The organism is Lacticaseibacillus thailandensis DSM 22698 = JCM 13996 (assembly GCF_001436135.1).
GTDB lineage: Bacteria > Bacillota > Bacilli > Lactobacillales > Lactobacillaceae > Lacticaseibacillus > Lacticaseibacillus thailandensis.
Window position 1 is genome coordinate 460,472 of the sequence record NZ_AYZK01000001.1, and the last position, 26,063, is coordinate 486,534.

Consider the following 26,063-nt stretch of genomic DNA (forward strand, 5'->3'; position numbering starts at 1 on the left):
TACACGGAGGAGACCGTTGGTACAGTTACCAGTTAGCCTTCAGTGTCTGGGTGCCGCGCAAACCATTCGTCACGTAGGACCCCGTAACGGATCGAATCCCAATAACGTCCCTGCCAGTAGCGGACTTGGCGAACGCGCGCCTCCATCTGTAGGCCCAACTTTTCTGCCAGCCCCATCATGCGTTCGTTACCTGACCAGGTCGTTAAACCAATGTGGGGTAGGTTAATCACCTTGAACATATGGGTGATCCATAACCGTAACGCGGCAGTACCAATGCCTTGGTGCCATAACCGCTCGTCGTAGATGGTGATGCCAACGTCCAGCCAGCGTAGTAATGCACCATCGTCAAAGTACGCCGACACCATGCCGATCATCTTGTCGTCAAGCCAGATCACCTGACGCGTGGGGTTGTCCTGAAATTCGTTGATACCAATGTCTTCCAAAAATTCGCGCCGCGTAGGGGTCTCTTCATGAAAGTAGGGTCCATTCCACTTGGTCCATTCGGCGTGGGGATCGCTAAAGGCCACCTGCCAAAAGGCCCCTAGCTGGTCGTGTGTTAATGGTCGTAACGTTATTTCCATGGTGGTACCCCTCTCACTTATTGCTCTTATTATACAGTATACACGAGGTTGCGGGTTGTTGCAGGTGTCACGGTTGCTCCCGCGCAAACCCGGTCCAATTTAGGGTAGCAAAAAAGCCGGTCCGTTGACCGACTTTGATGACTGCCTCATACTCATTATTCCAGGAAGTCCTTCAACTGCTTGGAACGGCTTGGGTGACGCAATTTCCGCAACGCCTTAGCCTCAATCTGACGGATACGTTCACGCGTCACGCCAAAGACCTTGCCGACTTCTTCAAGCGTTCGGGTCCGACCATCATCCAGCCCAAAGCGCAGGCGCAGGACGTTTTCTTCACGCTCCGTCAGGGTGTCCAGCACGTTTTCAAGCTGTTCCTTCAACATCTGGTAGCTAGCGTGGTCTTCAGGACTCGTGGCGTCCTGGTCCTCAATGAAATCACCAAGGTGCGAGTCGTCCTCTTCCCCAATTGGCGTCTCCAACGAAACTGGTTCTTGAGCGATTTTGAGGATCTCCCGTACCTTTTCCGTGGGGATATCCATTTCGGCCCCAATTTCTTCGGGGATTGGTTCACGCCCCAGGTCCTGCAGCAATTGCCGCTGAATCCGAATCAGCTTGTTAATGGTTTCAACCATGTGCACTGGAATCCGAATCGTCCGGGCTTGGTCCGCAATGGCACGCGTAATCGCCTGACGAATCCACCAAGTAGCGTAGGTCGAGAACTTGAATCCTTTGCGGTAATCAAACTTCTCGACGGCCTTCATCAAGCCCATGTTACCTTCCTGGATCAAGTCCAGAAATTGCATCCCACGGCCAACGTAACGCTTGGCAATGGAAACCACCAACCGTAAGTTGGCTTCGGCTAACCGCTGCTTGGCAACCTGGTCACCCTGTTCGATCTTGAGGGCGAGGTCAACTTCTTCCTGGGCGGTCAACAGGTTGACCCGGCCAATTTCCTTCAGGTACATCCGTACGGGGTCGTTGATCTTCACCCCACTTGGTGCGGACATGTCCTTCAGTTCCTTTTTGGTCACAACGTTCTTTTTACTCTTCAGGGCCCGAGCAGCCGGTTCACCCTTATCATCAACGATACTAATTCCAGAGTCTTCGAACTTTTGCATCAGTTCGTCCACGGCATCACTTTGCAGTGCGAACGGCTTCACGATCTTTTCGGCCAGTTCAGCGTCGGTTACCTGCTTGGATTTTTTTGCTTCCTTGATCAAAGCTTTAACCGCTGCATTGTACTTAGTATTCGTGGTCTTTTTAGTAGTTGCCATGTACATTCCTCCGTTTGTAATCGTGATTATGCCTTTAATTGGCGCATTAACTCAAAATATTGGTTGGCTAAACGGGTCTGCCCCGCCTGATCACCCAGGCGTTGGGCCTGCTGCAATTGTTCTTTGACGTGGCTGAGCTGCGTGCGCAGGTCATTGCCCCCGAGTACTTTGATCAATCCTTCCGTCGTGTCGGTGTTGACTGGCGGCCAGGACGTGGCCAAAATTGCAGCCACTGTTTCCCCCTCCTCATCAGTGAGGCGGGTGGTAAAGTTGCTCAAATCATCGTTATTGGTGGCCCGATAGTCTTGCCACTGGTCGGCAATTCCCTGATAAAGCCCGTGCGGAAACTCTACCGCATCAGCACCCACCAGGTCGGCCGTTTCCGCATCAGTGAGCATGTAGTATAACAACGCCCGCTCGGCTTTTTCAAACCGGGACATGCGGGTCGTTGCCACCGACGCACTGGGACCGTAATCCGCTGGCGCTGCCGGCGGCTCAGCGACCCAACCACTAGGTGCGGCCGGGGGAATATCGTTATCATCCCACGCCGCAAAGGGGTCATCCTGTCCCGACGCTGCCGGTGCCGGACCGGCTTGCGTGCTGGCCAATTGCTGGGCCAAGGCATCACGTGGTACCCCGGACCGTTCAGCTAACTGGTCCAGATACAGTGACCGTGGCACCGCCTCGGTTTCACGAGCAATCTCTGTCAGCGCCGCGTCAACGTACGCGATTTTATCGTGGTCGTTGGTCATGTCCACGCCATTGGCCAGGAACATGATGCGAAAGGCGATTGGTGTGAGCACGTGCTGTAATTGTTGCTTAAACGCATCAGCACCGCGGTTTTGGATGAATTCGTCAGGATCCATCCCGTCTGGTAACAGGCACACCGAGTATTGTAGGTGCTGGGTGTTTTGCAACATGCCAAGCGCCCGGTCAGCCGCCTTCTGCCCCGGCAGGTCACCGTCATAGGTGACCACAATTTCCTTCGCCACGCGGTTAATGATGGTAATTTGCTCACGCGTGAGGCTAGTCCCCATGGACGCAATGCCGGTGGGAACACCTGCCTCGTAGGCCGTAATGACATCCATAAACCCTTCAAACAAGTAAAAACGTTTGTCCGGATTAACGGCTGCCTTGGCCTGATCAAGGTTAAAAAGGGTGTCGCGTTTGTTAAATAGTTCGGTTTCCGGACTGTTCAAATACTTGGCGACGCCGTCCTGGTGGCCAATGACGCGTCCGGAAAAGCCAATGGTCTCGCCCCGCTCATTACGGAGCGGGAACATGACCCGGTTGGTAAAGCGCGACGCTAGTTGCCCACCGTCACGATCCACGAACAGGCCGGAAGCCCGCTGTTCCTCGTAGGAAACGCCCTCCTTGGTCAGGTACTTCCGTAACATTTGGTCGTCACCGGGAGCAAAGCCAATGCCGAAGTGCTCGATGGTTTTGTCTGTCATCTTACGGCCGTGCAGGTAGGTCAATGCAGCCTCACCTTGCGCGGTGTTGACCAGCAGGTGGTTAAACAGCTTTTGGACCTGCGCCAGAATCGCCTTTTGCCGCGTCACCGTGGCTGACTCACGGGGACGGTTGTCGGTGGTGTTGATGTTCACGTCGACATGCCCAAACGCCGCTACTTTGGCGACGGCCTCCGGAAAACTAACACCGTCCAGATCCATCACGAACTTAAAAACGCTGCCACCCCGGCCACAGGAAAAGCAGTGAAAAATCTGCTTGTCTTCGTTTACCGAGAACGAGGGCGTGTTCTCATCGTGAAAGGGACACAAGCCAAACATGTTCTGTCCCTGCTTCTTCAGTTGTACAAACTGACCAACATAATCGACGATGTTGACCGCATTTTGCACTTCATCAATCGTTGCTTCGGGAATCATTCTGGCCAACATCATCACCCCCATTTCCACTGGTCGATCCATTCATGGGTATAAAAATAGCAAATTATATTGTAGCGCGAATGTTTTGAAAACGCAAGCGGTAGCAACGATAAGTGATAACGCATGATAGTTTTAAACTTTTTATGACCGTTAATGACCGTATAACGTACTTCAACCACAAAGTCCTCGTGGCCCTTGCGGTTGAAGTTACCTTTATTCTGTGCAATTATCCTTCAAGTTACTAGGAATCGTGGTGGCAGTTAGTTCCGTTGCGTTTGCACCTGGGTTAAGTCGCCAAACACGTTAATGTAGCTCGCCAACTGGTTCAGTTCACGTAACCGGTTGGTGCGCACCTGCTCGTCCTTGGCCATGACCATCGTGGCGTCAAAGTAGGCGTTGATCACTGGTGCGAGGTTGGTGAGGCGGGCAAAGTTGTTCGCCGTGGTCCGTCCGTCAAAGTCAGCCAGTTGCGAGACTGCCGCGTGCAACTCGCGCTCACTATCATTTTCAAACAGGTCGGGATTAACCGTCCCACTCATTGTGTTCTTGTTCGTAATACGGATAACCCGCGTCAGGGCTTCCATGTGCTCCTTAAAGTCCGCTTGTTGTGCGGCAGTCGTGAGCACCTGAGCCGCAGAAATTTCGGCACTGACATCAGGGTCAGCGGTAGCAGTCACGGCATCGATGATGTCGTAGCTGACCTGTTCACCCTGGAGTAACTGCTTGATACGATCCTGGAAGAAGTCATTCACCGCGTCGATGTTATGGCTGTAGTCACGACCAGCTAACTGGTCTGCTGCTTGCAGTTGCGCGACTAATTCGTTTTGTAACTGCCGTAGTGGCAACGCCTGCTTGTGGGTGGCCAACATCCGCACAATTCCGTATGCCTGGCGCCGCAATGCGTACGGGTCATTACTGCCGCTAGGAATCATGTCGACGGCAAAGAAGCTCATCAATGTATCGAGCTTATCCGCCATCGCCAGCAACATTCCGACCCGACTGGTGGGGAGTGGTCCTTCAGCTGAGGTCGGCATGTACTGTTCGCCTAGCGCCGTCACCACGTTGGCGTTTTCGCCCGCCAACTGTGCGTAGTGGGCCGCCATGGTGCCCTGCAGTTCGGCAAACTCGCCGACCATACCAGTCACCAGATCGAACTTGTAAATGCCGGCTGCCCGCTGCAGATCCGTCGCGTCCTGCGCGTTCAGACCAAAGTGCTGCGCCAGTACGCCGGCAATTGTCTGGACCCGCGCCATCTTGTCGGCCAGTGATCCCAACTTGTCGTGGAAACTGACGTTGCTCAACCGACCCACGTAATCCGCAATTGTGTGCTGCTGGTCTTCCTGGTAGAAGAATGCGGCATCCTCGAGGCGCGCCGTGAGGACCTTTTCGTTCCCAGCAATCACGTTTTCTATGTGCTCGGCGTTACCATTGCGGACTCCGATAAAGGCGTTGACCATCTTGCCGCCACGGTCGCGAGCGTAAAAGTAACGCTGATTGTCCTTCATGGACGTAATCAGCACGATTTCCGGAATGGCCAAGTACTTGGCGTCGAAACTACCCGCAAAGGCGGTCGGGTACTCGACCAGGTTGTTAACTTCTTCAAGGAGGTCTGCATCTGGGTCGACCTGCCAGTCATGTTGGGCGGCAATGGCTTTGATTTGGTCGGTAATCATCGCTTTTCGTTCTGCTGGAGTCACGATGACTTGTTGCGCCCGCAAGGCCTCGACGTAATCCGCCGCGTGCTGCAGTTCAACAGCGTGGCCCAGGAACCGGTGTCCCTGCGTCGTGCGGCCAGCCTGCACGTCCAAAATTTGCATGGGTACTACTTGATCGTCCAGCAGGCTCACCAGCCAGTGAATCGGGCGAATAAATTCAAAGTCGTACCGGGCCCACTTCATCCGGGTCGGGAATGTCAGCCCCTTAATGACATCCACCAGGCCGGGCAAAATGTCCGCTGCCTGCTTGCCCGCAATTTCTTTGTGCAGGAAGACGTATTCCGTACCCTTGACCTCTTTGAACTCAATGTCATCGACCGTCATTCCTTGACCGCGAGTAAAACCAATGGCGGCTTTGGTCCAGTTGCCGTCGGCGTCCTGGGCAATCTTCTTCGCTGGGCCACGTAAATCCTCAGCCCGGTCAGCCTGTTGGGCCGCCAGCCCGTTGATCAGTAAGGCCAACCGCCGCGGCGTCGCGTACTGCTGAATATCATCGAACGCTAACTGCTGGTCGTGTAGAAACGCTGCGGTCTTGTCGGCGAATTGTTGCAAACTGGGCGTCACCACGTGCGCCGGCATGTCTTCCAGACCAATTTCCAGTAAATATTGCATGAGTTACTTTACCTCCGTAGTTTCTGCGTCCGCGTGATCGAGCAGTGGGAAGCCCAACTTCTTGCGCTCATCGACAAAGGCCCGGGCGACTTTGTGCGCCATCTTGCGAATCCGACTTAGATAGCCGGCCCGTTCCGTCACGGACACGGCACCACGAGCATCAAGTAAATTAAAGGTGTGGCTGCACTTCAGGATGTAGTCGTACGCTGGGTGGACCAGACCGAGGTCCATCAGGCGCCAAGCCTCTTTTTCATAAGCGTTAAAGAAGTTGAGTAGCATGTTCTGGTTGCTTTCCTCAAACGCGTACTTGGAGTGTTCGTATTCGGGTTCCTTGAAGATATCGCCGTACTTGACGCCGTCACCCCATTCCAGGTCAAAGACGGACTTCACGTCCTGGATGTAGGATGCCAAACGCTCAACCCCGTAAGTAATTTCGCTAGTGACGGGGGAAACTTCGAGGCCACCGACGACCTGGAAGTACGTAAACTGGCTGACTTCCATGCCGTCCAGCCATACTTCCCAACCAACACCGGCACAACCCATAGACGGGTTCTCCCAGTTATCCTCAACGAAGCGGATATCGTGCTCCAGTGGGTCGATGTTCAGGGCCCGCAATGAGTCCAGGTAGTACTCCTGAATGTTTTCAGGCGACGGCTTCATGACCACCTGAAATTGGTGGTGCTGGAACAACCGGTTCGGGTTTTCCCCGTAACGACCGTCAGCCGGACGCCGCGACGGTTCAACATAGGCTGCGTTCCAGGGTTCTGGACCGATCGCGCGTAAGAAGGTGTACGGGCTCATGGTGCCGGCCCCCTTCTCCACGTCGTAGGACTGCATAAGCATGCAACCCTTGGACCCCCAGAAGTTCTGGAGGGTTTGGATCATTTCTTGAACGTTCATCTTTTTGACCATGATGCACTCCTTTGAATTGACGGTGCGAGACAAAAAGCGTCCCTATGCCAGTAACGGCATAGGGACGCTTGCGCGCGGTTCCACCCTATTTCATTGACATGGTGCGCCAATGCTCTTTAGTTAGTGGCTCAAAAACGCCAATCATCAGCTTGTGTGTTCCGGCTTCCACGATCCCGGATTCGCTGCCACAGCGGCTGATGACCCTTTTTCTCATCGCCTATTTTGTTAGTAAAAGTATAGCACGATTCGCGTTCTTCAACAAGAAACGGCATATCTATGCATACAGTCAGCTAGACTGTAAAGCCTGAGCTGTTTCGTTCGGGCCCAAATTAAGCTTGCCATACCAGGATGACGCTATTGTAGGTGTTGTTGCCACTGACCCATTTGGTCGATGAAGCGTTTGGCGCGGGGCGTGGCCCCCACCATGTCATCGTAGATACGGTCGAGCAACACGCGCAATTCCCGCCGGGTCGCTGGTGCCACCTGCACCTTGCCGAGTCGGGCCAACGGGACCGCGGCAAACGACCGTAATAGGTAAATGGCCTTAGCCGACGCATGGTACCGTCGCCCGTCTAGCGTCCAGTGATCCTGGCATAACACCCCACCATACTTTTCCGAAAAGTCTAGCGGCAAATCACGACGGTGACAAACCACGCAGTCTTGCCAGTGTGGTGCCACCCCGAACGCGCCCAGCAGCTGCACCTCCGCGATGTTGGTCAAGATGGCCGCATCCAGCCCTGCATCCATCCGCCGCAATGCGGTGGCCGCAAAGTCGAACCATTGCGGAATGGGCTCACCATCGGGGTACGCCATATCAATGAGGGCCAAAATGTACGTAGCGTATGCATCCGTTTCGATATCGGCACTGATATGCGTGCACGCACTCACGTCCGCTGCCTGCCGGATGTAGGACAAACCATCAGCGCGGATGGTCCCCTCGTACACGGCGCTGGTGAACGGTAAAATTGCCGCAGCCAACTTAAAGCCCGGCCTGCGGGCGCGGTTGAACATGAACATCTTGGTGCCAAAGCGGTCCGTCAGTATCTTAACCAGTAAGTCAGATTCGCGGTAGGCCTGCCGGCTGATCACGATTCCCCGGAATTTTTGTGGCGCACTCTTCATGTTGACCACCCCCTACGTCTCAATTAAAAAAGTGCCCGGGCTGCCGCTCCTAGTTCAGCCGCATGTCCGCACACCCATAACAACAGCGTACCTGTGTACACCCTGTCTAGTTACGTAAATCCTTTGTGTTGTAACCCAAAGTCTTCAGGTAGGCATTGTTGTCACGCCAATCCTTTTGGACCTTGACCCACAGCTTTAAATTAACCGGTTCGCCCAGCAAGGCCTCAATATCCTGGCGGGACTTGATACCAATCTGCTTGAGCATGGAGTCACCCTTGCCGATAATAATGCCCTTTTGTCCCGGACGTTCAACGAAGATGGTCGCTTCAATCTGCAGCTTGCCCCCCGCATAGTCCTTCATCCGCTCAACAACCACCGCGGTGGCGTGGGGCACCTCGTCGTGTACTAGGGCCAAAATTTTTTCGCGGATCAGCTCGCCAACCACGAAGTATTCGGGATGGTCGGTTAATTCATCATCTGGGTAGTACTGCGGGCCCACGGGCAGTTCAGCCGTTAACTGCTGCAACAGTTCATCCACGTTATTGCCCTGGGTCGCAGAAATTGGGAATACTTGGGCAAAGTCGTACATACCGTTGTACTTATCAATTAATGGCAACAAGTCATCCGGGTGTACCGCGTCGATCTTGTTGACCAACAAGTACACTGGCTTGGTCACGTGTGCCAGCTGGTTGATGATCCACTGGTCACCTTTGCCGGGCTGTTCGTCGGCGGCTACCATGAACAGAATCGCGTCGACCTGGTTAAGCGTCGACAACGCCGCCTGATCCATGTAATCGTCCAGAGCATTCTGGGGTTTATGGATCCCCGGGGTGTCCACGAAGACGATTTGCACGTCAGGGGCGGTGTAAATACCGTTGATTTTGTTGCGGGTGGTCTGCGCTTTGGGTGACATGATGGCCACCTTTTCACCCAGAATGCGGTTCATAAACGTGGATTTACCCACGTTAGGCCGCCCAATAATGGCTACAAAGCCGGAATGATGTTCAGTCATGGTCCATATCCCCCTTGGTGAAGTATCCTGGCAGCAGTTCACCCACCGTCGTGGCGTCCACTTCTCCATGCAGATTACTGAGGTACACCGGCGTGTCCGCGTCGGCAAATTCGGTCATCACCTGGCGGCAGGCACCACATGGTGACACCCCGTTAGGCGTGTCCGCAATGACCGCGATGGCACGAATGTGGCGGACACCGGCACTAGCGGCCGCAAAAATTGCGTTGCGTTCAGCGCACATAGTCAGGCCAAACGAAGCATTTTCAATGTTAGCCCCCGTATAGTGTTGCCCACCATCAGTGACGACGGCCGCACCCACGTTAAAGTGGGAGTACGGGGTGTAAGCGTTGATGCGGGCATCCTTAGCTTCGGCAACTAATCGTTCAATTTCAGTCTTATTCATCGTTTAGTGACCCCTATTACCGTTCCAGCCCAAAGGCGGACAGGATTTTTTCTTGTAACGGTATCATGACCGCTTCATCTTCTGGTTTGATGTGGTCGTAACCGTTCAAGTGTAAGAAACCGTGCACGACCGTGTAACCCAGTTCGCGTTGGAAACTGTGCCCGTAATCCACGGACTGTGCCCGTACCTTACCGGGCGCAATGAACAAGTCACCGATATTTTCCGGAATGCCCTCGAACCCACTCAGGTCCTCCTGCTCCCCATCCTCAATGGCAAAGCTGATCACGTCGGTCACACGATCCGTGTTGCGGTACTCGCGGTTAATGCGCCGAATCTCTTCATCGCTGACAATGGTGATCGACATTTCGGTGTCCGGTGCGGAACCGATTTGTTTGGCCGCAAAGTCGACCAGTTTAGGAACCAACTGCGCGTCGGCATCATCCAACAAGTGGTCATCATCAAAAAAGCTCAGGTCCATGTTTTCTCCTTAATTCTCGTCCTTGTGTTCGTGGTGTTGTGCCCGTTGTTCTGCTTGCCGAGCTGCTTGCCGGCTACCCGGACCGTTTGTACCCCGGTCATACGCGGCGATGATATCGGCCACCACGGGGTTGCGAACCACGTCATCGGTGCCAAAGTGGACGAACCGGATATGTGGTACTCGCGTCAGAATCTGTTCAGCCTGAATTAAGCCGCTCCGACCCTTGCTAGGCAAGTCAATTTGCGACACGTCACCGTTGACAATCATCTTGGAATTAAAGCCCAACCGCGTCAGGAACATCTTCATCTGCATCTGCGTGGTGTTCTGGGCTTCATCCAGAATGGCAAAGGCGGAATCAAGGGTGCGGCCCCGCATGTAAGCCAATGGTGCAATTTCAATCACACCGCGCTCCATCAGGCGATTCGTGTGCTCGGTACCCAAAACTGCGTGGAGCGCGTCGTAAATCGGCCGCAGGTACGGATCGACCTTTTCTTTCAGGTCCCCCGGTAAGAAGCCCAGGTTTTCACCGGCTTCAACAGCCGGCCGCGTGACGATAATACGCTCCACCTCACCGGCTTTGAGTGCGGCGACGGCCATGACCACCGCGAGGAAGGTTTTCCCCGTCCCCGCCGGGCCGATGCCGAAGGTTACGGCATTGTGCTTGATGGCATCCACGTACTGACGCTGGCCAAAGGTCTTGACCCGAATGGCTTTACCCTTGACGTCCTTGATCAACGACTCAGAGTACAAATCGGCAAAGTATTCCAAGGTGCCCTTTTGCGCCATTTTGACGGCACTAACCACGTCCTGGCCGGCCGGCTGAATTCCCTGTTGTTGCAGTGACAACAGGGCTTGCAGGACCTGGTAGGCGGCGCTGGTGTCCGCACTACTGCCCGTAATGCGGATGTCCTGGCCGATCACGGCGGTATCCACGTTCAGTCCTTCCTGGATGACGGTGAGGTTTGAGTTGTTTACGCCGATCAAGTTGATCATCTGATCGACCGACTCAATAGATAATGTTTTCGTAACTGAGTCTGTTGCCAAGAACATGCCTCCTGAATTTATTTGTAGCTCAAGTTTACCACACAAAGACAACGGGCAAACCGCAATCCGACGGGTACGACCACGAAAAAGTGGGGCGTGTCAGCAATTTGCTCATTGTATACAAACGTGGACCAGCACCAAACTATGCTGATCCACGGTAATTGATACGTTGGTAGCCACAAAATGTGCGCCAACCCACACCATTGCGCCATCATTCACTGGTATGCAACCGCTTCGTTGGCCAAATTAGTGGTCCGACTAGTTCAACTTAGCCTTTACCAACCGACTAACTACAGCGCCATCGGCCTTCCCCTTCACCTGGGGCATGACGGCCTTCATTACCAGACCGAACTGCTTAGCACTGGTGGCACCAGTTTTGGTAATAGCCGCATCCACAATATCACTGACCTCTTGTTCTGACAGCGGTTGTGGTAGGTAACGCTGAACGATCTTGATTTCTTGCTGGGTCTCGTCAGCCAGGTCCTGGCGGTTACCCTTAGTAAATTCATCGAGTGATTCCTTACGCTGTTTGAGTTGGGTCGACAGTACTGCGATTTCTTCGTCAGCACTGAGATCATGACCGGCCTGAATCTTGGCGTTAGTCAACGCACTCTTGAGTGAGCGGATCACGTTCAGGCCCACCTTATCGTGTGCCTTCATTGCGGTCTTCAAATCTTCCATCAACTTATCATTGAGAGCCATTACGTTTCCATCCTCTTACGTTTATTTGGTGCGAGTGCACCACGTCTAGTACCCGTACACTACTTTAACACTGTTGTGCGCCTGGCGCATAAAACCGGTAGCGGTGGGCAAAGTAAAACCACCCGCATGTAATCATGTGGGTGGTTGCGACGTACACTCTAAACTTGATTAGAACTTACGCTTCTTGCGCTTACGTGCCGCCTCAGACTTAAGCTTACGCTTAACGCTAGGCTTTTCGTAGAATTCACGCTTGCGGTATTCGGCCAGAGTGCCAGACTTAGAAACCGTCCGCTTAAACCGGCGGAGTGCATCGTCGAGAGATTCGTTTTTCTTAACAACTGTCTTTGCCATGTGCTATCCCTCCCTCCGGATCGGTGTAATTGCGGACGAATCGGCCCAACAATTCTTAAATATTATAGCTAAACACGGCCCCATCGTCAATGTTATCCTGCATAAAAATTGAAAATTACACCAGATGGTCCGCATTATTTCGGTGTGCCTACGCATTATGATATGATAGCGGTATCAAAGATGCACGTATTTTCATGCAGAAGGAGCAGATGCGCCCATGGCACGAACAATTAACTTTTATATTTTATCCGATGCGGTTGGCGAAACGGCCATGCAACTGGCCCACGCTGTTGCCGCCCAGTTCCCGCGTTTGACCCCGCGGTACCTCCGTTATCCATTCATTAAGTCCCACCACCAGCTACACGAGGTATTGGACAAAGCCAAGGAGGATGACGGGGTCGTCATCAACACGCTGGCGACTTCCGACCTGGCCGCCGACTCGGTGGCTTACGCCGAAAAAATCGGCGTCCTCAACTTTGACGTCTTCTCCCCAATTGTACGGGGAATTAGTCAGAAGTTTACGGAGGAGCCCAGTGGCATCTCTGGCGGGGTACACGACCTGAATGAACAGTACTTTGACCGCATCGACGCCATTGAGTTTGCCGTGACGTACGATGACGGTAAGGACCCGGCCGGCTTTCTCAAAGCGGACCTGGTGCTACTCGGGGTTTCACGGACCAGTAAAACGCCCCTGTCCCTGTACTTGGCAAATCGCAACATCAAGGTCGCCAACCTCCCCATTGTGCCCAAGTCATCCATTCCGGACGAAATTTACCAGGTCGACCCCAAAAAGATTGTTGGCTTGACTACCGACCCGCAAATTTTAATGGAATTTCGCCGGCAACGCATGCTGGCCTACGGGCTGAGCCCCGACACCACCTACTCGGCCCGGGAACAGGTCATGCAGGAACTAGATTATGCTAACCAGCTCTACGCCAAGCTCGGATGCATGGTAATCAATACCGCTCACCGTTCAATCGAAGAAACGGCCACCCTGATTATGGAGCACCTGGGGATGGATGTGTTCGACAACAATAAGTAACTACCAGCAATAATAGAGGAGCCAGCAACCACACGATGGTTACTGGCTCCTTTGAAATACCCTCAGCGAATTTGCGGTTCGTAAAACCGACCCATAATCTTGACCGCCTCGGTCATGGACACAAAGGCGTATTGGTCCGCCTTTTTAACGGCACTACCCAGATCATTCATTTCCGCGCGACTGATAACGGTAAACAGAATCGTCTTTTCTTGGTGCTTAAAGGCACCCTCAACGTCATGCACGATCGTAATGCCGTGCCGTAGCTCACTCTGGATGGTGTTAATGACCTCATGGGGTTTGGCGGTCACGATCATGACCTGTAAACGCTGCTGACGTGTGTACAACGAGTCAATGATGCGCCCATTAATGAAGATGGACAACGCGGAAATCAGTGCGTGCGGCCAACTATACATGGCCCCTGCCAGCACCACGATGATGATGTTAAACGCAATGTTGACCTGACCAATCGACGAACCGGTCCGTTTACGGATGACGAGCCCCAGAATGTCCAGACCCCCAGTGGAAATATTGTTCCGCAGGGCAAAGCCGGTCCCAAAGCCGTTGACCACGGCCCCGAAGATCCCGCAAATAATGGGATCGGTCGTCAGCGTGGGCACGTGGATCAGCCGTAACATGATGGTAGAGAAGACGACGGCCAAGAACGTGAACATCGTGAACCGGTGGCCAATTTTGCGCCAAGCCAGGATAAACAGCGGCACGTTTAGCAGGAAGAGCCACGTCCCGGTAGGAAATACGTCCGTCATTTTGATACCACCTGGTAGGGCAAAGTTGAACCAACGTTGCACCACAGCCGCAATCAGTTGGGCCGCCCCGGTGATTCCGGAGGCGTAGACCCCACCTGGTTCCCAGAACATGTTCAGTGCGACAGACACACAGACGGCGTACAAAAAGGCAGCGGATAACCGACTCCAATTTTGATGACGGCGAATCAAACGGTCAAGCTCTTGCATAATGCTTCCTTCCCCATTTCGGAACCAACGATAATTAGTGTTTTTAGTATACCACGTTGGCCCAATCGGTAAATCTTCTGGTTACTCAATGTTGAGCTGCCGTGTCCACGTAAGTTAGTGAGGTAACCTGGTTGTCTGGGTGCATCACGGTGGCAGTACGGCATCCACAGGAGCGGGCGTACGCGTCCCATCTCGGCGGACCCTCCCAACGTAAAACGAGCCGGGACCGCAAATTCGCGGTACCTGGCTCGTTCAATGTTGTCCGCAATCACTACGTGCGGGCAGCACGGGCAGATTAAATATTGATAATTGAGCTCGCGCTGCAGCTACTTAAGCCTCAGGATCATCCTGTTCCTTGCTTGGATCAACCGTCACGCCAATACCTAGTGGTACTAACTGGTCAGGATCAACCGCCGTCGGGGCTTTAGTCATTGGTTCGCTAGCCTTACTGTTCTTCGGGAACGCGATGACGTCACGGATGTTGTCCTTGTGCGCCAGCAGCATGGCGAAACGGTCCAAACCGATGGCCAGGCCACCATGCGGCGGGAAGCCGTACTCCAGAGCATCCAACAGAAAGCCAAACTGGGCGTTGGCCCGTTCTGGTGTAAAGTCTAGCGCCTTGAGCATCTTTTCCTGGATCTCCCGGGTGTGGATACGGATGGAACCGCCACCCAACTCGTAGCCGTTTAGGATAATGTCGTAACTTTGGGCGTGGGCACTGTGTGGATCCGTGTCCAGCAAGTGCACGTCCTCTTCGTTTGGCATCGTGAATGGGTGGTGGGCTGGTACCCAGCGCTGGTCCCCTTCGTCAAATTCAAACAGTGGCCAGTCGACGACCCAGCAGAAGGCAAACTGCTGCTCGTCGATCAGACCCAGGTCCTTACCGAAGAAGGAACGCAGGTAGCCAAGGGTGTCGGCGACGACCTTGAACTTATCGGCGGCAAAGAGCACGAGGTCACCACTCTTGGCGCCTAGCGCACTGGTCAAGGCCTGACCATCACCAAAGAACTTGGCGATAGGACCGGAAATACCGTCGTCCGTCACCTTCATCCAGGCCAAACCGCGGGCACCAAAACGCTTGATGTAGTCGGCCTGCTTGTCAATCGCTTTACGGGAATACTTGGTAGCACCACCAGGTACCACGATGGCGCGCACCATACCGCCATTAGCAACCGCCCCACTGAAGACCTTGAAGTCGCTGTCCTTGACCACGTCAGACACATCCTGAATCTCCATACCGAAGCGCAGGTCGGGCTTCTCACTGCCGTAACGGTCCATGGCGTCTTGCCACTTAATGCGCCGGAACGGACGCTGAACCTCAATACCCATGACGTCGTGCATGACCTGGGCAATAAGCCCTTCCGTCAAGTCCTGAATTTCCTCAGCGCTCAGGAAGGACGTCTCCATGTCGATCTGGGTAAACTCGGGCTGGCGGTCACCCCGCAGGTCTTCATCCCGGAAACAACGGGCAATCTGGAAGTAACGGTCGAACCCGGCCCCCATCAGCAGTTGCTTGAATAACTGCGGTGACTGTGGCAGAGCGTAAAAGGTTCCGGGGTATACTCGGGAAGGTACCAGGTAATCCCGGGCCCCTTCTGGCGTACTCTTAGTCAGATCCGGCGTTTCGATGTTCACAAAGTCGTGATCTTCAAAGTAACGGTTGGTGGACGCCACGATCTTTGAGCGGGTCATGATGGCCTTTTGCATTTCCGGCCGACGCAAGTCGAGGTACCGGTACTTCAACTTCAATTCTTCGGAGGCGTCGACGTTGTCCTCAATGGTGAATGGCGGCGTCTTCGCTTTGTTGAGAATCTCAATTTCGTGAACTTCAACTTCGATCTCACCGGACTTCAGGTTGTGGTTAACTTCCTTTTCACCACGACTCTTAACCTGACCGGTCACCGCAATGACGTATTCACTGCGGAGGGTGTTCGCCACGGCCAGTGCGTCAGGATCGAGGTCCGCCGAAAAGACCAGTTGCACCAACCCTGCACGGTCACGCAGGTCGACAAAAATCAAGTTACCGAGGCTGCGGCGCTTGCGTACCCAGCCCATTAGGGTGACGGTTTGGCCCAAGTTGGCCGCGGTCACGTCACCCGCATACATTGTGCGTTTCTTCATATTCATTCTCCTTAAAACTATTGTGCCGGTGTGGCAACTAATCCGCCGCGGTCAGCCGTGCTAACACGGCGCTAAAGTCATCAGTCAAGGACGCCTGTGGGAGCACTTCTTGGTGCCCCGTTGCCATGACCTTTACGCTGGCGGTGTGATCAGCCAACTCCTGGCTGCCCAAAGTGATGGTCAGCCGCGCACCGGCTTTGTTCGCCGACTTAAACTGGGCCTTGGCTTTACGGTCCATGAAGTCCATATCGGCGCTAAAGCCCTGCTTCCGGATGGCGGTTGCTAGCTGCAATGCGGTCGCCTGGGCCGCGGCGTCGATGGTGACGATGTACGTGTCCAACTGTGACGGCACTGCCTGGTCGCCCAGTAACAGCATCAGTCGCTCCACACCCATGGCAAAACCCACACCCGGTGTGTCGGGACCGCCCAGTTGTTCAACGAGGCCGTTGTACCGGCCGCCAGCCAAAACCGTGGTGTAACCACTGCCAAAGACGGGACTGCTACTCATGACTTCAAAAATCGTGTGGTTGTAGTAATCAAGCCCCCGCACCATGGTACTATCAACTTCGTAATCGATGCCCAAGGCGGTGAGGTTTTGCTTGACGGCTTCAAAGTGGTCGCGCGCCGCGTCGGTCAGGTAGTCCAGAATGGATGGTGCGTTGGCGACAATCTCCTGATCGTGATGATCCTTACTGTCCAGGATCCGTAGTGGGTTCTTAGCCAAACGTACCTTGGAATCATCCGACAATTCATCACGGTAAGGGGTGAGGTAATTGACCAAAGCCTGGTGGAAGGCGGTGCGGGTTTTCGGGTCACCCAGAGTATTAATGACAAACTTCAGGTTGGTGACCCCCATTGTCGTCAGCAGGTCGCGCGCCATCGCAATCGTTTCCGCGTCCAGCGCGGGACTACTACTGCCAAAGGCCTCAACACCAATCTGGTGGAACTGCCGTTGCCGGCCAGATTGTGGCCGCTCATAGCGGAACATGGGGCCTTTGTACCAAACCTTGTACGGCTTGCCAAATTCAGGGCCGTACAGCTTATTTTCCACGTACGCCCGCACGACGCCCGCGGTGCCTTCAGGACGGAGGGCCATCAACCGGTCACCCTTGTCCTTAAAGGTGTACATTTCTTTGGAAACAATATCGCTGGTTTCACCTGATGAACGGGCAAAAACATCAGCGTTTTCAAAAATAGGGGTACGGATTTCGTGGTAACGGTAACGGTTGAAAATGTCGCTGGCGACACTTTCGACGTGCTGCCAAGCTGCACTTTCTCCGGGCAGGATGTCCGCCGTCCCCTTTGGTCGTTGATATGCCATTTGCTTACTCTCCTCATGGTTAATGTTCAAGTGTAGCCATTAACCGTTGTATTTGTTGTGCTCTCGTAGTCGGTGGCGCTAATAGCCATGTCAATGGTCGGGACCAAAAAAAAACACCCCTCGCCAATTGACGAAGGGTGCGTGCACGGTACCACCTTACTGTTTCACTCAGCCATAACGGTGGCGACCGGAGTAATATCAGCCTCAGGATTGTCTTGTCGACCATTCCCGGCTTACACTGTCCCGGGTCGCTGCATGCGGTCTCTTCTCGTCCATCACTGGCTACGAAAGTATTCAGTAATGATAGTACCATTTTCATTTCGTCTGTCAACCAAGTTGCGTAGCTTGGCGACTCCGTACTCTCGGTGGGTATAACGGCATGCTGGCTAGCCACCATACGGCCAGTCATCCCACCAGACCCGGATTGGTATCACAATCAAACGATAAATATTATGTTTAATTGGTGGACAACGCCGCCCACCCCCTGCGCTAACGGGGACGACTTTGTTATACTAGGACTTGTTTACGTGACCCGCACGCACCAGTGGCGGGCACACTATTGCGAGGAGTGTCGATGTAGCATGCGTAAGGAACAATGCCAAGCGGAACGTTCCCACCTCAAACGGTGGCCGCTAATCATTTTGACCACCACTTTGTTAATCATTGCCGTTGTCACGACCGCATTGCTGGCTAATACCCGTAACGTGGACGTGGATGCCACCGTTGTCAACGTCCGTCGTGGGCCCGGCTTGGCTTACGGGGTCGAGGGCCAAGTGACGCACGGTGCCCGTCTGGCCATCCTGGGTGAAAAGAATTCCTGGTACCGGGTGCGCCTCCCAGGTAACAAAGTTGGTTGGGTGGCTAGCTGGCTCGTCAACAATAATGAAGCCACGACTGGTGACGCTAAGACCGGCGTCACCACCGCCGCCGTGAACGTGCGGGCGTCCTCTACCGCGAATGCGCGCAAGTTAGGCACCCTCAAATCTGGCGCCAAGATCAAAGTGGTCTACCAAGAAGGTGCTTGGAGTCAGATCATTTATGACGGGACCGCCGCCTGGATCAGTAGTAAGTACGTCAAACTGGATGGTGCCAGCACCAATGTCTCCACTTCTGACCAGGCGCTGGCCAACGCTAGTGCCGCCGCAGCGGCCAACCTATCCGTGACCACCAAGCGCAACGCCAACCTACGCAACTCAGCCGGGATCAACGGTTCCGTCGCTAAAAATTTACCGGCGAACACCAAGTTAGCCGTGATCGGTGAAAGCGGTGAATGGTACGAGGTCAAAACCAATAGTGGTACGACTGGCTACGTCGCCAGTTGGGTAGTGACTACACCAAGCAACGGGACCAGCACCACCACGGCCACCAGCCTATCCGAAGCGACCATCGTCCTGGATCCTGGGCACGGGGGCAGCGACACGGGGGCCTTATCAACGGGTGATAAGTACGAAAAAACCTACACGCTCCGCACCGCTGAGGCTATTCGCTCGGCCCTCGCGGCGGCTGGCGCCAACGTGGTGATGACGCGAAGTAGTGACACCTTCGTCAGTTTGGCTAAGCGGCCCAAGATTGCGCACCAGGTCAAAGCGGACGCGTTCATCTCCATCCACTTTGATTCCAGTCCGCAAACCAACGAGGCTAGTGGTCATACGGTTTATTATTACAGTAGTAAAAAGGATATCAGCCTTGCGCGCAACCTGAATACCGCGCTTAAAGGTGTGGGCACGCCGAGTCGGGGCATCGAATTTGGTGACTTTGAAGTGTTGCGGGACAACCAACAGCCGAGCGTACTGCTGGAAATGGGCTACATTAACGACAACTCCGACTTTAGCAAGATTCGTACCACCGCCTACCAGCAACGCGTCGCCGCGGACGTCGTCGAGGGGCTGCGGTCGTACTTTGAGAATGGTGCTCAGCATTAGCTGCCTGGTTAAAAAACGGATAGGACAAAAATTAGCGTTACGCGACGTTCAACTGAACATCCCGTAACGCTATTTGTATGCCTACACTGGACGGGGCCGCGACGACCAGTGACGACCAGTCACATGCCCGCAGCGACCATTTGCTGAAGCACCGCCGGCACCGCGCGCAGGGTGTCCGCAGTCGCCGTCGCTTGTGGTGCCGCATGCAAACCGTCAATATCAATGTAGATGGTCGCGAAGCCGGCCGCGCGCCCCGCATCGATATCGAGTGCCCGATCACCAACAACAACGGTGTGATGCGTCCCCAAACCGAATTCACGTTGCAGGTACAACAACGATTCCGGATTCGGCTTACGCGCAAAGTGCATGCTAATCGTTGTGCCCCCGGCGAACATACCGCGGAGATTATTGCGGTCCAACAAGCCCCAAGCCACGTCATCCCGGTGTGTCCACAAAAAGTTCCGCCCACCGTGGTGCACCACGGTTAGTAGTGCTGCCCGCGCTCCCGGGTACGGCTGCGGATTTAAGTTGGTTGCGTGCTCCTTGGCGTGATAGGCCTGATCTAAACCCGCCAGCGTAGTTTCCGGGTGGTGTTGGGTAAAGTCGCGCAGGATAGCGCGTACGGAGTCCTCTTTGGCCGCAACCAGTAGCTCATTTTCAGTACGGGTGTCACCATAACCGGCGAGCACCTCACGCAGGGCGGCCATCATTCCCGGGTACGTATCGAACAACGTACCGTCGAAATCCCAGATCACGTCCACGCTACATCGCCTCCGTATCCAGCATGATGGTGACCGGACCATCATTCACGAGGGCAACCTGCATGTCGGCCCCGAATTCACCCGTGGCGACCGTCAAACCATGTTCCCGTAGCTGGTCGTTAAACCGTTGGTACAGCTGACGCCCCAATTCAGGACCGGCAGCCCCGGTAAAGCTGGGCCGGTTACCCTTCTTGGTGTCTGCGTACAGCGTAAATTGTGATACTGAGAGAATGGCGCCACCCACATCTTGGATACTGAGGTTCATCTTGCCGGCGTCATCACTAAAGACCCGCAATTTCGCCAATTTGGTAGCGAGTTTATCCGCATCGGCCGCCGTGTCGTGGGGACCGACTCCTACTAATACCATAAACCCACCAGCAATTGCACCAACCTCCCGGCCAGCAATCGTTACGCTCGCGTTGCTAACACGCTGGGCGATAATTCGCATAACAAACCTCCATTAATCAGCCCACGAAAACGAGCAAACTAGCCGTTCGTGCGCTTCACTTCGTAAATATCGGGTACGTTCTTAATGGCTTCCATGATGCGTTCCAGGTGAGCCAAGTTGTTAATGCCCACCGTCACGTGGATATCCGCCATCTTATCGTGATCGACCCGGCCGTTAATATTGTTCAGGTTCTTCGTCTGGGCGTTCAACACTTGCAGTACATCGTTGAGTAAACCGTTCCGGTTATAGCCATAAATCTCTAGGTCTGCATTGAAACTCTGATTTTGATCGACTTTGTTCTGCCAGTGTACCTCAAGTAACCGGTTGGCTTCCTCGGGGTGGGCGGTGATGTTGGGACAATCGGCACGGTGAATCGTCACCCCACGGCCCTTCGTCACGTAGCCGACGATCTCATCACCGGGAACGGGCGAGCAGCACTTGGCCAGATGGACCAGCAAGTTGTCCACACCCTCGATGATAATACCGTCGTCGGTAACCGACTGCTTGACGTTGCCCGGCTTACGCTCCTTGGTAACCGTCGTGACCTTCTGGTTGGATTCGAGAATTTCACGTTCACGTTCCCGCTGCTTATGCTCTTCCTGTTCATGGCGTTGTTGTTCGGTGAGCCGGTTGGCCACAACCTGCGCGGTCAGTTCACCGTAACCGATCGCACTCATCAACTCGTCTTCGGTGTTGAAGTTGAACCGGTCCAGTGCGTTCTTCATGGGTGCGCCGGTCAGGAAGTCATTCGGGTGTAAACCCATTTCCATGAGCTGGTGTTCCAGCATGTCGCGACCCTTCTGTGCGTTTTCACCCTTATCGGCCTGCTTAAAGTAGCGGCGAATCTTGTTCCGGGCGCGCGAAGTAAAGACCTGATTGATCCAGTCGCGGCTCGGCTTACTGTTGCTGGCCGTTAGCATCTCGACGATGTCCCCATTTTTGAGCTGGTACGTCAGCGGCACAATTTTGCCGTTGACCTTGGCGCCCACAGTGTGGTTTCCCACTTCCGTGTGCACCATGTAGGCAAAGTCAAGCGTATTACTCCCCTTGGCGAGCTCGAACACTTCACCTTTGGGGGTAAAGACGTAAACCCGGTCGGTGAAGACGTCGCCGGTAACGCTCTTCATAAAGTCATGGGCGTCGGTCGACTCGTCACCAATTTCCAAAATTTCGCGGAACAGGTCAAGCTTCTTTCCCGCCGCGTCGTACTGGACTTCAGTGGTTTGCCCTTCCTTGTACGCCCAGTGGGCCGCAACCCCGTATTCAGCGACCCGGTGCATTTCTTCAGTCCGGATCTGCACTTCCAGCGGCTTACCTTCCGGACCAATTACCGTGGTGTGGATACTCTGGTACATGTTGGCTTTGGGCATCGCGATGTAGTCCTTAAACCGACCGGGCATGGGCTTCCACTCGGTGTGAATGGCACCGAGCACCGCGTAACAGTCTTTGATGGACTTGGTGATGACCCGAACGGCCAGCAGATCATACAGTTCATCAAACTGCTTGTGCTTGTCACGCATTTTTTTGTAGATCGAATAAATGTGCTTTGGGCGGCCATAAATTTCGTATTCAATGTGCAGGTCGGCCAACCCGCGCTTGATATCCTTAATGGCTGACTGAATGTATTGTTCCCGTTCTGAACGCTTGGAGTTCATCAATGAGGCGATCCGGTGGTACTGTTGCGGGTTGAGGTAGCGTAGCGACAGGTCCTCCAACTCCCATTTAATGGTACTGATCCCTAAACGGTCAGCTAAGGGAGCAAAGATGTCAAGGGTCTCTTGCGCAATGCGCCGCTGTTTTTCTGGTGGCATGTGCATCAAGGTCCGCATGTTGTGTAACCGGTCAGCCAATTTGACCATGATGACCCGCAAGTCTTTGGCCATGGCAATCAGCATCTTGCGGTGATTTTCGGCCAACTCGTCCTTGTGCGCTACATACTTGACCTTGCTTAACTTGGTCAGTCCATCGACAATAACCGCAACGTCGTGGCCAAATAATTCGTTAATATCACCCAGCGTCACCTTGGTGTCTTCGACCACATCGTGCAAGTACCCCGAGGCCACGGTCTCCGAGTCCATGTGCAGCTGCGCCAGAATGCCAGCCACCTGTACTGGATGGATAATGTATGGCTCGCCACTTTTGCGCAGCTGATCCTTGTGCACGTAGGCCGCAAAGTCGTAGGCCTTCTGGACAAACGCCAAGTGCTCATCATTCATGTACTTGGCACAGATGTCGTAAACTTGTTGCTGCGTTAATTCTGGTTCTTCAGCCATTGCCACCGTCTCCCTAATGAGCAAAAATCGGAACAAGCACCGCTTTGTCCCGACCTCCTACACTCAAAATTCCTTAATCTAAATATAACCCGCTTAGCATAAAAAAACTAGTCCTTGAGCCAAGCCAACGCGCTGATCACGACGTAGATGGGTGCCATCCAGTAGTCGTACTTGATGAAGCGCAAGTACACCATCAGCGCAAAGAATACGGGGAACACGATGATCGTCCACCATGGTAGTTGGTGCAGTTTGATTTGCCGCCCGATCCACCAAGCAAAGATGCTGTCGAGGACGATAAAGAGCAGGCCAACCCACCACGCCACGGCCATGTGTAATAATTTAAAAATAAATGGCGCAATGAAAGCCATGACGAAACTAGCTAAAATGACCAGCGTGAGTGGCCGTTGCCACCACGCATTAATTTTTTTAAGAGTTGACACGATCTGATTGTTCCTCCTGTAATTCAGTATATGTTGAAATTGCCGCAAGTAAGTACCACGGTGCGGTTTCCGTGCGTAAAATCCGCGGGCCCAGCCCGACGTTGACAAAGCCAACGTCGTTCAAGTTGCTGACCTCAGCGGGCGCCAACCCGCCTTCAGGCCCAAACACGGCAATGAGACTCCGGGGTTGCTGCCTTAAGGTTTGAATCAACTGCGCATGTTCACCAGCTTTGGCGGACTCCTCGTACGCCACCACCTTGGCATCTGCCTCCATGTGTAGTACGGCGTCGAGCAACGGCACAAAGCTGACTTGCGGTACGCGGTCACGGTGACTTTGCTCCGCCGCTGATTGCGCCACTTGTTGCAGGCGCGCCACCTTCTTGGCCGCCCGGTCAGGCAACCAACGGGCCGTGGCCCACTGGGTGTTGACAAAAATGACCTGCCGCACACCCAACTCCGTGGCCTTTTGCACGATCAGCTCGGCTTTCTGACCCTTACTGATACCACACACGATGGTTACCGCCACGGGTAGCTCGTGGGACTGCGGGATTGGCCGCTCCACCCGGACCGTTAACGGCGCGGTCTTGGTAATGGTGGTGACAAACGCGTGTCCCTGTGCGTCAGCCACCTCCAGCTGGTCGTCAACCTGCATACGTAAAACTGTCACTGCGTGGTGCTCCACCGTGCTGTTCAGTGTGGCGTGGGCGCCCACCGTTAACGTTGCATCCGTAAAGTAACGTTGCACCTAGGCCACCCCCTCAGTACGCTGGGCTAACAAGGCCACCCACTGACCGTCAGTGACGGTCATCGTCACATGGAAGCCTGTGTGTGCGAGCCACGTGCGGACGTCGGCTTCTTTGCGGACTAAAATGCCAGAGAGAATCACCTGCCCATGGCTATCGAGAACAGTCGGCACCTGTGGCACTAGCCGCTCCAAGACGTCGGGTAAAATATTGGCGAGCACCAGGTCGAACGGCTCCGTGCGCGGTACCGCCTGCAACAAGTCGCTGGCAATGACCCGGATGTGGTGCACCGGATTCAGTGCGATGTTTTGTTCTGCACTAGCGACCGCCACGTCGTCAATATCCGTAGCGAGCACCGCTGCCGCCCCCAACCGTTCTGCGGCCACGGCCAGAACACCTGAGCCGGTACCAACATCAAGTACCCGTTCGCCGCCGCGCACCACGCCTTCCAATAACTGCAGGACCAGACGGGTGGTCGGGTGGGTCCCGGTGCCAAAGGCTTGTCCCGGATCCAAACGGAGCACAATTTCTCCTGGCTGTTGCGGCGTGTAGTCCTCCCAGCGTGGTGCCACCGTCAAGTACCGCGTCAGCCGCACTGCGTGGTAATATTGCTCCCACACTTTTGTCCATTGACTATCATCAATGGTAGTTGTCTGTACGGTACCGGCGCCCTCAGGTAAGCCAAAGTCAGCCAGACGCCCCACCCGTTTACGCACCTGGTCAACCAATCCCGTTGCGGGTCGGGTTCCCGGTATGTATGCCGTGACCTGGACGGTTTGGGCGTCAAGCTCTGGGTTGGTAGCCTGGTCATCGATCTGGACCCCACCCAGCGCGAGGTCCGCAAAGATTTGCGCCACTGCTTCACTGGCAGCGGTGGTCGTGGTCACCGTAATGGCTGTCCATTCCACGGTCGATTCCTCCTTACGCGTTGATCAGTCTAGTACTTGGGGTACGGCAAGAAGACGTCCAACTTTGCGTCGGGTTGTTCCGCCACCGCCTGGGTGAACTGACTCTGGCTAAATTCAACGGTAAACTCATCACTGTCGCTAGTGCCATCCACAAAGTCGAGTAAATCACTCTCGCCGTCGTCCAGCACCGTCTGAAAGTAGTTAAAGAACCCGTCGACTGTCGCCTGATCGATCCCCTTTTTACCATTGAAGGGGATTACGGTCAGATAATCGTTCACGTAGTCGTGCCCATCCATCCGGGTTTGGTCGTAAAACAGCACCGCGTCGGTGTACTGCACCTTGCCGTTATCCATAACCGAACCGTCGTTGTCTTCAATGTCAAAGTCGGCACTAGCCATGACGGTCATCGTGTATTCCAACTCGAAGACGTGGGCTTCCTTATCCCAGTTGAGGTTGAGGTCCCCGTCAAAGTCCAACGCGTCCATTTTGCTACCAATATAATCCAGCATGTTCGTTTCTGTTGCCATATCGTTACGCCCCCTCAGTGTCTGACCCCAGTTTGGAGTCCGTTGACTAGCGTTGCCGCACAAGTCCCACAAACACTACTTCATAATGCCACTAATTTTACCGCACTTTGTCCGTAGACAAAAGCAATCTGGTGGGTGTACGGTGCACTTACAAACAATTTTCACTTTTATCGAGGAGGATATCATGTCACAACTAAGCGAAGAACAGCGTGCACTTCACGCCCAAATTAGTACCGCGGCGGACCGCGCGGTGAGTCAGGCCTTCACGGAAGATCAGGTTGCGGCCCGTGTACGCGACTGGGAACGGGGCCTGGGCCACGCCCCAACCACTGCAGAACTCGCCACTTACCTGCTGCACGAAATGCGCGGGCTCCTGGAGGACACGTTATTCGAGTTCATGGACCAACGTCAACACTAGGCCTAGCCCCACTGGTAGCGCCCCACTTAACGCACATAAAGATGGACCGGCAAGGACAAGTTGCTGGTCCATCTTCGTA

At 54.3% G+C, this 26,063-nt stretch carries 25 protein-coding genes; 3 read left to right on the plus strand and 22 right to left on the minus strand.

What is annotated here, in order from left to right:
- Window positions 1-32 precede the first annotated feature (32 nt).
- The 12 genes from FD19_RS02055 to rpsU all read right to left on the minus strand — a co-directional run bounded on the left by FD19_RS02055 (window position 33) and on the right by rpsU (window position 12,089).
- A complete protein-coding gene (locus FD19_RS02055; RefSeq protein WP_054749445.1) occupies window positions 33-581 on the minus strand; it encodes a GNAT family N-acetyltransferase in 549 nt (182 codons plus the stop codon).
- Between the two features lie 155 nt (window positions 582-736).
- Window positions 737-1,852: an RNA polymerase sigma factor RpoD gene (gene rpoD, locus FD19_RS02060; RefSeq protein ID WP_156639588.1), complete on the minus strand. Its 1,116-nt coding sequence runs from the start codon at window positions 1,850-1,852 to the stop codon at window positions 737-739.
- 26 nt (window positions 1,853-1,878) lie between these two features.
- On the minus strand, window positions 1,879-3,738 hold the full coding sequence (dnaG, locus tag FD19_RS02065) for a DNA primase (RefSeq protein WP_056969146.1): 1,860 nt from the start codon (window positions 3,736-3,738) through the stop codon (window positions 1,879-1,881).
- Window positions 3,739-3,998: 260 nt separating this feature from the next.
- A complete protein-coding gene (glyS, locus tag FD19_RS02070) occupies window positions 3,999-6,065 on the minus strand; it encodes a glycine--tRNA ligase subunit beta (RefSeq protein WP_054749447.1) in 2,067 nt (688 codons plus the stop codon).
- A 3-nt stretch (window positions 6,066-6,068) separates the two neighbouring features.
- Window positions 6,069-6,977: a glycine--tRNA ligase subunit alpha gene (gene glyQ / locus FD19_RS02075; RefSeq protein ID WP_054749448.1), complete on the minus strand. Its 909-nt coding sequence runs from the start codon at window positions 6,975-6,977 to the stop codon at window positions 6,069-6,071.
- A 354-nt stretch (window positions 6,978-7,331) separates the two neighbouring features.
- Window positions 7,332-8,099: a DNA repair protein RecO gene (recO, locus tag FD19_RS02080; RefSeq protein WP_056969007.1), complete on the minus strand. Its 768-nt coding sequence runs from the start codon at window positions 8,097-8,099 to the stop codon at window positions 7,332-7,334.
- Between the two features lie 106 nt (window positions 8,100-8,205).
- Window positions 8,206-9,111 (minus strand): GTPase Era, encoded by a 906-nt coding sequence (gene era, locus FD19_RS02085; RefSeq protein ID WP_056969008.1) that lies wholly within the window; start codon window positions 9,109-9,111, stop codon window positions 8,206-8,208.
- Entirely contained in the window at window positions 9,104-9,514 is a 411-nt protein-coding gene (cdd, locus tag FD19_RS02090) for a cytidine deaminase (protein WP_056969009.1), read from the minus strand. The genes era and cdd overlap by 8 nt, the downstream gene beginning before the upstream one ends.
- A 16-nt stretch (window positions 9,515-9,530) precedes the next feature.
- Entirely contained in the window at window positions 9,531-9,992 is a 462-nt protein-coding gene (gene ybeY / locus FD19_RS02095; RefSeq protein WP_056969010.1) for an rRNA maturation RNase YbeY, read from the minus strand.
- A 9-nt stretch (window positions 9,993-10,001) separates the two neighbouring features.
- Window positions 10,002-11,042: a PhoH family protein gene (locus FD19_RS02100; protein ID WP_082619476.1), complete on the minus strand. Its 1,041-nt coding sequence runs from the start codon at window positions 11,040-11,042 to the stop codon at window positions 10,002-10,004.
- A gap of 252 nt (window positions 11,043-11,294) precedes the next feature.
- Window positions 11,295-11,738: a GatB/YqeY domain-containing protein gene (locus tag FD19_RS02105; protein ID WP_054749449.1), complete on the minus strand. Its 444-nt coding sequence runs from the start codon at window positions 11,736-11,738 to the stop codon at window positions 11,295-11,297.
- Window positions 11,739-11,906: 168 nt separating this feature from the next.
- Entirely contained in the window at window positions 11,907-12,089 is a 183-nt protein-coding gene (gene rpsU, locus FD19_RS02110) for a 30S ribosomal protein S21 (protein WP_054650674.1), read from the minus strand.
- Between the two features lie 217 nt (window positions 12,090-12,306).
- On the opposite strand from rpsU, the gene FD19_RS02115 reads away from it, so the two are divergent.
- A complete protein-coding gene (locus tag FD19_RS02115; RefSeq protein ID WP_056969011.1) occupies window positions 12,307-13,131 on the plus strand; it encodes a pyruvate, water dikinase regulatory protein in 825 nt (274 codons plus the stop codon).
- 62 nt (window positions 13,132-13,193) lie between these two features.
- Here FD19_RS02115 and FD19_RS02120 read toward each other — a convergent pair whose 3' ends face one another.
- The 3 genes from FD19_RS02120 to hisS form a co-directional block, all read right to left on the minus strand.
- Window positions 13,194-14,102, minus strand: coding sequence for a YitT family protein (locus FD19_RS02120; protein ID WP_056969012.1), 909 nt, complete (start codon window positions 14,100-14,102; stop codon window positions 13,194-13,196).
- Window positions 14,103-14,432: 330 nt separating this feature from the next.
- Window positions 14,433-16,223: an aspartate--tRNA ligase gene (aspS, locus tag FD19_RS02125; RefSeq protein WP_056969013.1), complete on the minus strand. Its 1,791-nt coding sequence runs from the start codon at window positions 16,221-16,223 to the stop codon at window positions 14,433-14,435.
- Window positions 16,224-16,260: 37 nt separating this feature from the next.
- Entirely contained in the window at window positions 16,261-17,544 is a 1,284-nt protein-coding gene (gene hisS / locus FD19_RS02130; protein WP_054749450.1) for a histidine--tRNA ligase, read from the minus strand.
- 581 nt (window positions 17,545-18,125) lie between these two features.
- Here hisS and FD19_RS02135 point away from each other — a divergent pair.
- A complete protein-coding gene (locus FD19_RS02135; protein ID WP_056969014.1) occupies window positions 18,126-19,466 on the plus strand; it encodes an N-acetylmuramoyl-L-alanine amidase family protein in 1,341 nt (446 codons plus the stop codon).
- Between the two features lie 119 nt (window positions 19,467-19,585).
- On the opposite strand, the gene FD19_RS02140 is transcribed toward FD19_RS02135, so the two are convergent.
- From FD19_RS02140 to FD19_RS02170, 7 genes are all read right to left on the minus strand, one after another.
- Complete coding sequence (locus FD19_RS02140) at window positions 19,586-20,227, minus strand: HAD-IA family hydrolase (RefSeq protein ID WP_054749451.1); 642 nt, start codon at window positions 20,225-20,227, stop codon at window positions 19,586-19,588.
- 1 nt (window position 20,228) lies between these two features.
- The gene (dtd, locus tag FD19_RS02145; protein WP_054749452.1) at window positions 20,229-20,675 is read right to left on the minus strand and encodes a D-aminoacyl-tRNA deacylase; all 447 of its coding nucleotides are present in this window, start codon (window positions 20,673-20,675) and stop codon (window positions 20,229-20,231) included.
- 38 nt (window positions 20,676-20,713) lie between these two features.
- Complete coding sequence (locus FD19_RS02150; protein ID WP_056969015.1) at window positions 20,714-22,948, minus strand: RelA/SpoT family protein; 2,235 nt, start codon at window positions 22,946-22,948, stop codon at window positions 20,714-20,716.
- A 107-nt stretch (window positions 22,949-23,055) separates the two neighbouring features.
- On the minus strand, window positions 23,056-23,388 hold the full coding sequence (locus FD19_RS02155; protein WP_056969016.1) for a hypothetical protein: 333 nt from the start codon (window positions 23,386-23,388) through the stop codon (window positions 23,056-23,058).
- Window positions 23,375-24,133 (minus strand): RsmE family RNA methyltransferase, encoded by a 759-nt coding sequence (locus FD19_RS02160; RefSeq protein WP_056969017.1) that lies wholly within the window; start codon window positions 24,131-24,133, stop codon window positions 23,375-23,377. The genes FD19_RS02155 and FD19_RS02160 overlap by 14 nt, the downstream gene beginning before the upstream one ends.
- On the minus strand, window positions 24,134-25,039 hold the full coding sequence (prmA, locus tag FD19_RS02165; protein ID WP_054749454.1) for a 50S ribosomal protein L11 methyltransferase: 906 nt from the start codon (window positions 25,037-25,039) through the stop codon (window positions 24,134-24,136).
- Between the two features lie 29 nt (window positions 25,040-25,068).
- Window positions 25,069-25,566 carry a DUF3013 family protein gene (locus FD19_RS02170; protein ID WP_054749455.1) on the minus strand — a complete coding sequence of 166 codons (498 nt, stop codon included), beginning with the start codon at window positions 25,564-25,566 and terminating at the stop codon, window positions 25,069-25,071.
- A 184-nt stretch (window positions 25,567-25,750) separates the two neighbouring features.
- On the opposite strand from FD19_RS02170, the gene FD19_RS02175 reads away from it, so the two are divergent.
- Window positions 25,751-25,984, plus strand: coding sequence for a hypothetical protein (locus FD19_RS02175; protein ID WP_054749456.1), 234 nt, complete (start codon window positions 25,751-25,753; stop codon window positions 25,982-25,984).
- Window positions 25,985-26,063 lie beyond the last annotated feature (79 nt).